An 11,302-nucleotide genomic window follows, 5' to 3' on the forward strand; every position below is an offset into this window, starting at 1 on the left:
CGGGGCGCCCCCGTCAGGCCACGGGCCCCGCCGGCCGGCCTCGGCACCGCACGGGGGGCGGCCGCCAGGGCGCGTACGGCGTGGAGCGCGCCCCGCGCGCTCCCTCCGCCCGCCGACGCGCCCGCCCGCTGCCGCCGCCCGTCGCTGTGCAGCAGGACGCCCGGGGCGAAGGCGCGCAGCGCCAGCGAGCCGAGCCCCGGGGTCAGACGCAGTTCGGGATACGAGGTGAACAGGAACTGCCCGACGCGGTCGAGCCGGAAGCCGTCGACCTCCTCCGTCGCCATCCGCCCGCCCGGACGGGGAGCGGCCTCCAGGACGGTGGCCGCGATTCCCGCGCCGGTCAGCCGGTGTGCCGCGGCGAGACCGGCGACCCCGGCTCCCACGACGACGACATCCGTCTGAAACGTGGGCTCAAGCACGTGCCCCTCCTCGACGTTGCGCGGCCGGTGGAGAGCTGATGCCCGCAACCAGCAGCGGGGATACCCGAGTTCGCGTCGAGGTTAGGGTCGCGTCCGGCCGGGGACAGTCGCGCATCGACAGAGCACGGTCGCACGGCGGTCGCATACGGTCGTGCACGGCCATGCGTGGCCATGAGCGGCAGGCTCGCGGCCCCCGGTGGCCGCGACCGGCCTCACCGGGCCGCCCGGATCGCCTCCTCGATCCCCGGGAACGCGAAGGCGAACCCCGACTCCAGCAGCCGCCGCGGCACCACCCGCTGACTGCCCAGCACGTCCCCGGCCATCTCGCCCAGCACCGCCCGCAGCACCGGCTCCGGCACCGCGAACAGCGTCGGCCGGCGCAGCACCCGCCCCATCGCCGCGGTGACCTCACGATTGGTCAGCGGCTCGGGGGCGGTCAGGTTGAACGGCCCCGACAGGTCGTCCCGGTCGAGCAGGTGCCGGAGCGCGGCGACCTCGTCGTGCAGCGAGACGAACGACCAGTACTGCCGCCCGTTCCCGAGCCGCCCGCCCAGGCCCGCCTGGAACAGCGGGAACAGCCGCCCCCAGGCGCCGCCCTTGCGGGAGACCACCAGCCCGGTCCGCGCGAGCACCGTCCGCACCCCCGCCTCGCGCGCGGGGGCCGCGGCCGCCTCCCACTCCACGCACAGCTCCGGCAGGAAGCCCGTCCCGGCCGGCGCGTCCTCGTCGACGGCCCGCTCCCCGGTGTCGCCGTACCAGCCGATCGCGCTGCCGTTGAGGAACACCCGCGGCCGCCGCTCCGCGGGCAGTTCCGCGACGGCCCTGGCCAGCGTCGCCGTGCCGAGCACCCGGCTGTCCCGGATCCGCGCCTTGTACTCCTCGCTCCAGCGGCGGTCGCCCACTCCGGCGCCCGCCAGGTTCACCACCGCGCCGCACCCGGCGAGGCCGGCCGCGTCGACGTACTCCCGCCCGGGGTCCCAGCGGACCTCGTCCGCCGACCGGGGCTCCCGGCGCACCAGGCGCACCACCTCGTGTCCCTCGGCGGTCAGGGACCGCACGAGCGCACTGCCGATCAGACCGGACGCACCGGCCACCGCGATTCGTTCCATGAGCCCATCCTGCCGGTCGGCCCGGCACAGCAGCCGGACTGGCGCTCGGACGGGCCGTCTTACCGTGACGTCATGCCGGTTCCGTACATACGTCACGCCCGTCACGCCGACGAGGAGGTGCTGGGGCGGCTGGACCGCCGCTGCCGGTCCGTGCTGCACTCCGTCCGGACCCGCCCCGCACCGCCGTACGCGCCCTTCTTCAGCGACCGCGCCGCGCCGCGCGACCACCTCGTCGCCGAACTCGCCGGAGCGGTCGTCGGCTACATCCGGCTGGGCGTGCCCACACCGCTGGAGAGCAACGCGCACGTGCGCCAGATCCAGGGCCTGGTCGTCGCCGAGGAGGCGCGCGGCGCCGGGGTCGGCCGGGCCCTGCTGCGGGCCGTGCAGGACGAGGCCCGGCGGCACGGGGCCCGCCGGATCACCCTGCGGGTGCTCGGGCACGACACGCCGGCCCGGGAGCTGTACGAGTCCGAGGGGTTCGTGGTGGAGGGGCTGCTGCCGCAGGAGTTCCTGCTCGGCGGGGAGTACGTCGACGACGTGCTGATGGGCCGGTTCCTGTGAGCCGGCCCGGGCCGGCCGGGCGTCACGACGCCACCAGCTCGCCGGTGTCCACCGGCGTCGTCAGGTCCGCCGCCCGCGCCGCCGCACCGGCCACCTCGGCGGCCGTCAGGGCGTAGCCCGTCTCCGCGTCGGTGGTGGAGCGGGCGAAGACCACGCCGAACACCTTGCCCTCGGTGGTCAGCAGCGGGCCGCCGGAGTTGCCGGGGCGGACCGTGGAGCGGATCGCGTAGATCTCGCGCGTGACGTCGTCGTCGCTGTAGATGTCCTGGCCGGCCGCGCGGACCCGGCTCGCCACCGTCGCGGCCTGCAGGTCCAGCCCGCCGTCGTGCGGATAGCCGGCGACCACGGCCGCGTCGCCGCGCTTCGCGTCGTCGAACTCCAGGGCCGGGGCGCGCAGCTCGGGGACGTACAGCACGGCCACGTCCCTGTCCGGGTCGAACAGCACCACCTGGGCCTGGTACGACGGCCCGACCCCGCCGACCCGGACGGCCGGCTCGTCGATGCCCGCCACCACGTGCGCGTTGGTCATCACCCGCTCGGCCGCGTACACGAATCCGCTGCCCTCGCGCCCCTGACCGCCCGTGAAACCCTCGATCTTGACCGTGCTGCGCTTGGCGGCGCCGTCGGCGCTCGCCGTGACGTTGTCCCCGGAGGGCCTGGCCACCTCGGCGGTCGACTCGCTCCCGAACGGGTTGAACACCTGCGGGAAGCCGGCCTCGGTGAGCGTGGAGGTGGCCCGCGAGAACCAGGCCGGCGTGGTGTCCGGCATCGCGGTCTGCACCGCGCCGAGCAGCCGGGAGTCCCGGACCGCGCCGGTCATCAGCGGCGCCGCGGAGGCGGCCAGCACGCTCGCGGCCACCCACGCCACGACCAGCGCGGCGACCGAGTTGGCCGCCGCCCCGCCGACCCCGTCGGCCACCCTGAGCGGCCCCCCGGCCAGCTCCCGCCGCAGCCGCCGGGCCGGCCGCCCGGCCAGCGCGTGGCCCACCACCGCCGGCCCCAGCACCGTGAGCACCGCGGTCACCGTCGCCGCGGTGGTCCCCGGCGACACCAGCTCCCGCACCCACGGCAGCAGCCACACGCCGAGCACCGCGCCGCCCACGAACCCGGCGAGCGAGACACAGCCGGCCACCAGCCCCCGCCGGTAGCCGGTGCCGGCGTAGACCAGGATCACCAGCGCGAGCAGGACGTCGAGCAGGTCCACGGAGCCGCCTTTCTGCCGGACCCGCCGGGTGCGCGCGGACGCGCGCCCCGGCACCCCTTGATACGCGACGGACGGGCCCAGTGACCGGCCACGTGCGCGCGGCCGGTGAGGAGCCGGCCACCTGTACGTGTATCCCGAAAAACGTCACCGACCCGGGTGAGGGTTCCGCCAGGTGGCACAGCCCGCGTCGCGGACCGTCCGGCCCGGTCCGAGAGTGGGTCCATGCGTCTCTTCCCCCCTGATGAGCGAGGCGGACGGGGAGCACGGCGGCGCGCCGTGCCGATACCCGGCGGCGCGGTGGCGCTGGCGGGCGCCCTGCCCGGGATCGCCGCGACGGCCGCCCTGGTGCTGTGCGCGCACGCGGTGGACCGGTCGGTGACGGCCGCCCGGTCCGCCCGCCCGCTCGCCGCCGCCCGCGCGGCCGCCCACACCGCCCCCAGGCCGCCCGTCGTCCCCCGGGCGGCCTGGCTGGGCCCGGCGGACCGGGCCGCCGCGGGCCGGCAGCCGCCGCCGCGCTACGACGACAAGGTCGTCGCCGTGTTCGTGCACCACACCGACTCGCCCAACACCTACCGCTGCGCCGACGCCCCCCGCATCATCCGCGACCTGCGCGCCGGCCAGACCGGCGCCCGGGACTGGGACGACATCGGCTACAACTTCCTGGTCGACCGCTGCGGCACCCTCTACGAGGGCCGCGCGGGCGGCGTCGACCGCCCCGTCACCGGCGCCCACACCCAGGGCTTCAACCACCGCACCGCCGGCATCGCCGCCATCGGCACCTTCACGGCGGGCACGGAGGTGCCGCGCGCGATGACCGAGGCGATCGCCGCGCTGGCCGCCTGGAAGCTGGGCCTGTCGGGCACCGACCCGCGGGCGGTGGTGCAGCTGGTCTCCAGCAACAGCCGCAGCCGCTTCGCCGCCGGGACGCGCGCCGCGCTGCCCGCCCTGGCCGGGCACGGCGACGGCTTCATGACCAGCTGCCCCGGTGCCGCCCTGAACGCGCGGCTGCCGGAGATCAGGGGCCTGGCGGCCCGGTTGCAGGGACGGCCGTGACTCCCGGACCGGCGCAGGCGTACCTCCCGGCGGACCCGGGGCCGCCGGGACGACCGCCTGACGGACGACCGCCCGGGGCTGGACCCGGCGGCCGCCGTGTGGGCCGGGCGGATCCTGCGCAGCGGGGCCGGCGGCGTCGGGCCGCCTGACGCGGCTCACCCCGTGCAGCGGGTCATTCCTTGAAGCGGTCCCACAGCCGCGGGTACCGCCGCGCGAGGGCCGCCTCGTTCTCGAAGTCGACCGGCGTGCCCTCCGGTTCCGCGGCGGCCGGGGCGATGCCGAGGTCGGGGGCGACGGTTCCGGTGAGCTGCTCGTAGGCCTCGTCGGCCGCGTAGCCCAGCTCCTCGCCGTCGCCGTCGACCTCCTCGTCGAAGTCGTCCAGCAGCTCGGCCAGCGAGTCCGGGTCGTGCACCGCGCCCTCGTACACCTCGCGGCCCTGGCCGATCAGCCAGCACCGGAAGAAGTCGAAGGCGTCGTCGCTGGCCCCGTCGAGCAGCACCCAGGCGGCGCCCCACAGGTCCCAGGTGTACGCGCGGCCGTAGCGGGCCTCGAAGTGACGGGCGAAGTCGAGGACGGCCTCCGGGTCGAGCCGGAGGAGCCGTTCCACGAGCAGGTCCGCCTGTTCCTCGGGGTCGCCCTCGGCGGCCTCCCGGGTGGTGTCGACCAGCTCCCAGAACTCCGTCTCGTCCATCACGGCTCAAGCATCGGGCTTTCCCGGGTGCGGCGCACGCGGAGTGCCCGGATCGTTGCCGGAGCACGGGGGCGGGGGCGGGCCGGGACGTGCCGCGTCAGGGGCCGTACAGGCGGGCGAGGCGGGCCGCGTCCCGCGCGAAGCGGGCGCGCAGGTTCTCGGGGGCGAGCACCTCCGCCTCCGCGCCGAGCGCCGTGAGCTGGGTGTGGGCGACCTCCTCGGACTCCACCGGCAGGGTCAGCGTCACCCGGCCCTCGGCGTCCGGCGCACCGGCCTTCGCCAGTGCCTCGCGGGCGGCGAGCGGGCCGACGGCGTGCGGCAGCGCGCGCACCCCGGCGGGCGAGAGCCGCACCTCGACCTCGGCGCGCAACAGGGACCGCGCGAACTGCTCGGCCCGCTCCTCCCAGAAGGCGGGCAGGTCGAACTCCCCGTCGCGGGTGAACCGGTCCTCGCCGGGCGCCACGGCGGTGAACCGGTCGACCCGGTACGTCCGGAAGGCGCCCGCGTCCGCGACCCGCGCGCACAGGTACCAGACCCCCGCCTTCAGCACGAGCCCGTACGGCTCCAGCCGCCGCTCCACCGCACCGTCCCCCCGCCGGTACCGCGTGGTGATCCGCCGGTCGTCCCACACCGCGTCGGCGACCACCGGCAGCAGCGCCGGGGTGCGGGGCTCCCTGAACCAGCCCGGCGCGTCCAGGTGGAACCGCTGGGCCGCCGTACGGGAGGCGTCCCGCAGGGACGGCAGCAGCGCGGCGGAGACCTTCAGCCGGGCGGCCGAGGCGACGTCCTCCAGCCCCATCTCGCGCAGCGCCCCCGGCACCCCGGACAGGAACAGCGCCTCGGCCTCACAGCGGTGCAGGCCCGTCAGCCGCGTCCGGTACCCGCCGATCAGCCGGTAGCCCCCGGCCCGCCCCCGGCCGGCGTACACGGGCACGCCGGCCTCCGACAGCGCCTGCGCGTCCCGCACGACCGTCCGCTGCGAGACCTCCAGCTCAGCGGCGAGCTCGGCGGCGGTCATGGAGGGCCGGGACTGGAGCAGCAGCACCATCTTGATCAGCCGGGCAGCGCGCATGCAGCACATCATGCAGCAGGCCCCCGCCGAAGCGGGGCCCGCTGTGGCGCGAAGGGCCTTACAGGCCGTAGCGCTCGCGCGCCTCCTTCACGGCCGTCGCCTTGACCTCGCCGCGCCGGGCGAGCCGGGCGAGGGCCGCGACCACGACGGACTCCGCGTCGACGCCGAAGTGGCGGCGGGCGGCCTCACGGGTGTCGGACAGACCGAAGCCGTCCGCGCCCAGCGAGGACCAGTCCTGCTCGACCCACTGCGCGATCTGGTCCGGGACCTGGCGCATGTAGTCGGAGACCGCCAGCACCGGGCCCTCGGCGCCCTGCAGCGCCTGGCGGACGTACGGCACCCGCTCCTCGCCGCGCAGCAGCGCCGCGTCGGCCTCCAGCGCGTCCCGGCGCAGCTCGCTCCAGGAGGTCGCGGACCACACGTCGGCGGCCACGCCCCACTCCTCGGCGAGCAGCCGCTGCGCCTTGAGCGCCCAGTGGATCGCCGTGCCCGAGCCCAGCAGCTGGACGCGCGGGGCGTTCGCGACCACGTCCACGCCCGCCGACTCCGCGGTGTTGAAGCGGTACAGGCCCTTGAGGATGCCCTCGTCGATGCCCGGGCCCTGCGGCTTGGCGGGCTGCGGCAGCGGCTCGTTGTAGACGGTGAGGTAGTAGAAGACGTCCGGGTCCTCGCCCGGCGCGGCCTCGCCGTACATCCGGCGCAGACCGTCCTTGACGATCGTGGCGATCTCGTACGCGAACGCCGGGTCGTACGTCAGCGCCGCCGGGTTGGTCGCGGCGATCACGGGGGAGTGGCCGTCGGCGTGCTGGAGGCCCTCACCGGTCAGCGTGGTGCGGCCGGCGGTGGCGCCGACCAGGAAGCCGCGGCCGAGCTGGTCACCGAGCTGCCACATCTGGTCGGCGGTGCGCTGCCAGCCGAACATCGAGTAGAAGATGTAGAACGGGATCATCGCCTCGCCGTGCGTCGCGTACGACGTGGAAGCGGCGATGAAGTCGGCCATCGAGCCGGCCTCGGTGATCCCCTCGTTGAGGATCTGGCCGTTCCGGGCCTCCTTGTAGTACATCAGCTGGTCGCGGTCGACCGGCTCGTACGTCTGGCCCTTGGGCGAGTAGATGCCGAGCGAGGGGAACAGCGACTCCATGCCGAAGGTGCGCGCCTCGTCGGGGACGATCGGCACCCAGCGCCTGCCGGTCTCCTTGTCGCGGACCAGGTCCTTGACCAGGCGGACGAACGCCATGGTGGTGGCGACGTTCTGCGAGCCGGAGCCCTTGTCGAAGGAGGTGAAGGCCTTCTCGGCGGGCGCGGGCAGCGGGGCGACCGGGTGGACGCGGCGGGCCGGGGCCGGACCGCCGAGGGCGGCGCGGCGCTCCTGGAGGTAGCGGACCTCGGGGGAGTCGGCGCCCGGGTGGCCGTAGGGGACCACGCCGTCGACGAACGCGCTGTCGGCGATCGGCAGGCCGAGCAGGTCGCGCATCGCCTTGAACTCGTCCACCGACAGCTTCTTCATCTGGTGGTTGGCGTTCTTCGACGCGAAGCCCTCGCCGAGGGTGTGGCCCTTGACCGTCTGGGCCAGGATCACGGTCGGCGCGCCCTTGTGCTCGACGGCGGCCCGGTAGGCGGCGTAGACCTTGCGCGGCTCGTGACCGCCGCGCGAGAAGTGGAAGCAGTCCAGGATCTTGTCGTCGCTGAGCAGCCCGGCCATCTCGGCGAGTGCCGGGTCGGCGCCGAAGAAGTCCTGGCGGATGTAGGCGGCGTCGCGGGTCTGGTACGTCTGGACCTGCGCGTCGGGTACCTGGCGCAGGCGGCGTACCAGCGCGCCGGTGGTGTCGAGCTGGAACAGCTCGTCCCAGGCGGAGCCCCACAGGGTCTTGACCACGTTCCAGCCGGCGCCGCGGAACTGGGCCTCCAGTTCCTGCACGATCTTGAAGTTGGCGCGGACCGGGCCGTCCAGGCGCTGGAGGTTGCAGTTGATGACGAAGGTGAGGTTGTCCAGTTCCTCCCGCGCGGCCAGCGCGAGCGCCGCCGTCGACTCCGGCTCGTCCATCTCGCCGTCGCCGAGGAAGGCCCACACGTGCGAGGACGAGACGTCCTTGATGCCGCGGTTGGTGAGGTAGCGGTTGAAGCGCGCCTGGTAGATCGCGGAGAGCGGGCCGAGGCCCATGGAGACGGTGGGGAACTCCCACAGCCAGGGCAGGCGGCGCGGGTGCGGGTACGACGGCAGGCCGTGGCCGCCGGACTCGCGGCGGAAGTTGTCGAGGTGGCCCTCGGTCAGCCGGCCGTCGAGGAAGGCGCGGGCGTAGATGCCGGGGGAGGCGTGGCCCTGGATGTAGAGCTGGTCGCCGGAGCCGTCGGCCTCCTTGCCCCGGAAGAAGTGGTTGAAGCCGGTCTCGTACAGCCAGGCCGCGGAGGCGAAGGTGGCGATGTGGCCGCCGACGCCGTATTTCGCGCCGCGGGTCACCATGGCGGCCGCGTTCCAGCGGTTCCACGCGGTGATCCGGGCCTCCATCGCCTCGTCACCCGGCACGGCGGGCTCGGCGGCGGTGGGGATGGTGTTGACGTAGTCCGTCTCGAGGAGCTTCGGCAGCGCGATGCCGGCGCCCTCGGCGCGCTCCAGCGTGCGGCGCATCAGGTACGCGGCACGGTGCGGGCCGGCCGCTGTGGCGACCGCGTCCAGTGAGGCCCGCCACTCGGCGGTCTCCTCGGGGTCGCGGTCCGGGAGCTGGTCGAGCGCGCTCGGCTGGATGGCGTGGGGGTCGGTCATGTCGCCGCCTTCCTCAGTCGAAGGGGGTTCCCTCATCGGTAAGGGTTCGGGGGTGCCCTTGGTCTTTGGCAGGACAGGGCTGAGACCTCGGTGGAGGTCCGTCGCGACTGTAACCCGCTGATCGATGATCGATCAAAGGGTTGACCGGCAAAACCTCTCGATCACGAGAAAGTAGGCACGCGGTGCCTCGGGCGCGGGCACCCGGTGCCGCGGTTTCTCCCGATGTCCGTGCAGGTGGGAGCGCGTCTGCGTGGCCTGGCGCTCGCTTGTCGCGCCGGTCCGGCCCCGCCCTCACCGGGCCCCGTGCGCCGGGGTGCCGGTGCGACCAGTTCAGGAACACGGCGCAGGAGACCAGCAGCCGGCCGGCCAGCACCGGGAACGGGAAGGCGTGCCGGTGGCCGGGGAAGTACACCGCCGTGTGCCGGGCGTTGACCGACGCGCCCGGCGGCAGCCCGCGTCCGATCGCCCCGAGCGGCGACGGCGGCAGCGGCCAGGGGCGTGGGCGGTCTGCCGTGAACACCGTGCGCCGCGTCGGACGTGCCGTCACATCGCGGTGCGTATCGGCAGGCTCAGGCGCGCGGCGCGCACCCCAGGACGTGCGACTTCACGATCTCCGCGATACGGCTGTCCCGGCGCCGGAAGGCCGCGACCAGTTCCTCGTGCTCCTCGGCGTACGACTGCTGCCGGGTGCCCAGCCAGCGGATCGACAGCGCGGTGAACACCTCGATGCCGAGCCCCTCCCAGGTGTGCAGCAGCACCGAGTTGCCCGCGGCGCGGACCAGCTCGCGGTGGAAGGCGACGGTGTGCCGGACCTGGGCCGTGCCGTCCGACGCGCGGTCGGCCTCGTGGAGCGCGCCGACGTGCGGCTCCAGGGCCGAGCAGTCCCCGGCCAGCCGGTCCGCCGCCAGTTCGGCGGCGATGGCCTCCAGGCCGGCCCGGACCGGGTAGCTCTCCTCCAGGTCGGCCGCGGTCAGATTGCGCACCCGCACGCCCTTGTTGGGCGCGGACTCGATCAGGCGCAGCGACTCCAGCTCGCGCAGTGCCTCGCGGACCGGCGTCTGGCTGACCTCCAGCTCGGTGGCGATGCGGCGCTCCACGATCCGCTCGCCCGGCTTCCAGCGCCCGCTGATGATCCCTTCCAGGATGTGCTCGCGGATCTGTTCGCGCAGCGAGTGGATGACGGGCGCGGTCATGAGAGCTCCTTAGGGCGCGTTGACGTTTAGACAATACGGCGGGGGCGCTCCGCTGGAGGGGCCGACGGGGGTGCTTTGGTGCAGGTGAGACGAGACTTACACGGAGTTGCGGTGGAGGGGTACCCAGGGAAAGGGTGATGCCCCCATCCCGGTCTTGACGGGGTGGGGGCATCGACGGGTGCGCCCGGGGGCGTCCTACAGGCCGAGCTCGACCTCGAACTCGCCCGCCTCCAGGATCGCCTTGACCGCCGTCAGGTAGCGGGCGGCGTCGGCGCCGTCCACCAGGCGGTGGTCGTAGGAGAGGGTCAGGTAGGTCATGTCGCGGACGCCGATGACCGTGCCCTCCTCCGTCTCGATCACGGCCGGGCGCTTGACCGTGGCGCCGACGCCGAGGATCGCGACCTGACCCGGCGGCACGATGATCGTGTCGAACAGCGCGCCGCGCGAACCGGTGTTGGAGATGGTGAAGGTCGCGCCCGCGAGCTCGTCCGGCGTGATCTTGTTGCCGCGGACCTTGCCCGCCAGGTCGGCCGTGGCCTTGGCGATACCGGCGAGGTTGAGGTCGCCGGCGTTCTTGATGACCGGGGTCATCAGGCCCTTCTCGGAGTCCACCGCGATACCGATGTTCTCGGTGTCGAAGTAGGTGATGGTCCCCTCGGCCTCGTTGATCTTGGCGTTGACGGCCGGGTGGGCCTTCAGCGCCTGGGCGGCGGCCTTGACGAAGAACGGCATCGGGGAGAGCTTGACGCCCTCGCGGGCCGTGAACGCGTCCTTGGCCCGGGCGCGCAGCTTCATCAGGCGGGTGACGTCGACCTCGACGACCGACGACAGCTGGGCCTGCTCGTGCAGCGCCTTGACCATGTTGTCGCCGATGACCTTGCGGATGCGCGGCATCTTGACGGTCTGGCCGCGCAGCGGCGAGGCCTCCAGGACCGGCGCCTTCCTGGCGGCGGCCGGAGCGGCGGCGGCCGGAGCCGGAGCCGCGGCGGCGGCCTTCGCGGCCTCGGCGGCCGCCAGGACGTCCTGCTTGCGGATGCGCCCGCCGACGCCGGTGCCCTTGACGGAGCCCAGGTCGACACCGTTCTCGGCGGCGAGCTTGCGCACCAGCGGGGTGACGTAGGCGCCCTCGTCGGTGGCCTGCGCGGCGGCGGGGGCCGGGGCGGCCGGGGCGGCGGCGGGGGCCGGAGCCGGGGCGGCCGGGGCGGAAGCCGGGGCGGCGGGCTGGGCCGGGGCGGCGGG

The 11,302-nt window shown here is 74.6% G+C and carries 10 protein-coding genes and 1 pseudogene; 2 read left to right on the top strand and 9 right to left on the bottom strand.

Annotated features, from left to right (window positions below; all coding sequences use genetic code 11):
• Both ACFF45_RS34395 and ACFF45_RS34400 read right to left on the bottom strand, forming a co-directional pair.
• The coding region (locus tag ACFF45_RS34395) for an FAD-dependent oxidoreductase (RefSeq protein ID WP_381350930.1) at positions 1 to 419 on the bottom strand (419 nt) is incomplete at its 3' end.
• A 212-nt stretch (positions 420 to 631) separates the two neighbouring features.
• Positions 632 to 1,528 (bottom strand): TIGR01777 family oxidoreductase, encoded by an 897-nt coding sequence (locus ACFF45_RS34400; protein ID WP_381350931.1) that lies wholly within the window; start codon positions 1,526 to 1,528, stop codon positions 632 to 634.
• A gap of 72 nt (positions 1,529 to 1,600) precedes the next feature.
• On the opposite strand from ACFF45_RS34400, the gene ACFF45_RS34405 reads away from it, so the two are divergent.
• Positions 1,601 to 2,089 (top strand): GNAT family N-acetyltransferase, encoded by a 489-nt coding sequence (locus ACFF45_RS34405; RefSeq protein WP_381350932.1) that lies wholly within the window; start codon positions 1,601 to 1,603, stop codon positions 2,087 to 2,089.
• A gap of 22 nt (positions 2,090 to 2,111) precedes the next feature.
• Here the strand turns inward: ACFF45_RS34405 and ACFF45_RS34410 are convergent, their stop codons facing one another.
• Entirely contained in the window at positions 2,112 to 3,293 is a 1,182-nt protein-coding gene (locus ACFF45_RS34410; protein ID WP_381350934.1) for a MarP family serine protease, read from the bottom strand.
• Positions 3,294 to 3,569: 276 nt separating this feature from the next.
• On the opposite strand from ACFF45_RS34410, the gene ACFF45_RS34415 reads away from it, so the two are divergent.
• Entirely contained in the window at positions 3,570 to 4,346 is a 777-nt protein-coding gene (locus tag ACFF45_RS34415) for a peptidoglycan recognition protein family protein (protein ID WP_381350936.1), read from the top strand.
• A gap of 172 nt (positions 4,347 to 4,518) precedes the next feature.
• Here ACFF45_RS34415 and ACFF45_RS34420 read toward each other — a convergent pair whose 3' ends face one another.
• The 6 genes and pseudogenes from ACFF45_RS34420 to sucB all read right to left on the bottom strand — a co-directional run.
• Complete coding sequence (locus ACFF45_RS34420) at positions 4,519 to 5,037, bottom strand: DUF4240 domain-containing protein (protein ID WP_381350942.1); 519 nt, start codon at positions 5,035 to 5,037, stop codon at positions 4,519 to 4,521.
• A gap of 97 nt (positions 5,038 to 5,134) precedes the next feature.
• Entirely contained in the window at positions 5,135 to 6,109 is a 975-nt protein-coding gene (locus ACFF45_RS34425; RefSeq protein ID WP_381350938.1) for a helix-turn-helix transcriptional regulator, read from the bottom strand.
• Between the two features lie 58 nt (positions 6,110 to 6,167).
• Positions 6,168 to 8,870, bottom strand: coding sequence for a pyruvate dehydrogenase (acetyl-transferring), homodimeric type (gene aceE, locus ACFF45_RS34430; protein WP_381350939.1), 2,703 nt, complete (start codon positions 8,868 to 8,870; stop codon positions 6,168 to 6,170).
• Positions 8,871 to 9,150: 280 nt separating this feature from the next.
• A pseudogene (locus ACFF45_RS34435) lies at positions 9,151 to 9,363 on the bottom strand (ABC transporter permease); the annotation flags it as partial.
• Between the two features lie 76 nt (positions 9,364 to 9,439).
• The gene (locus tag ACFF45_RS34440; RefSeq protein WP_381350940.1) at positions 9,440 to 10,063 is read right to left on the bottom strand and encodes a GntR family transcriptional regulator; all 624 of its coding nucleotides are present in this window, start codon (positions 10,061 to 10,063) and stop codon (positions 9,440 to 9,442) included.
• Positions 10,064 to 10,258: 195 nt separating this feature from the next.
• Positions 10,259 to 11,302 (bottom strand): 2-oxoglutarate dehydrogenase, E2 component, dihydrolipoamide succinyltransferase (gene sucB / locus ACFF45_RS34445; RefSeq protein ID WP_381350941.1); only part of this gene is annotated, 1,044 nt, incomplete at its 5' end.

The sequence above is a fragment of the Streptomyces cinereospinus genome (assembly GCF_042430725.1).
GTDB classification, from domain to species: Bacteria; Actinomycetota; Actinomycetes; order Streptomycetales; family Streptomycetaceae; genus Streptomyces; species Streptomyces cinereospinus.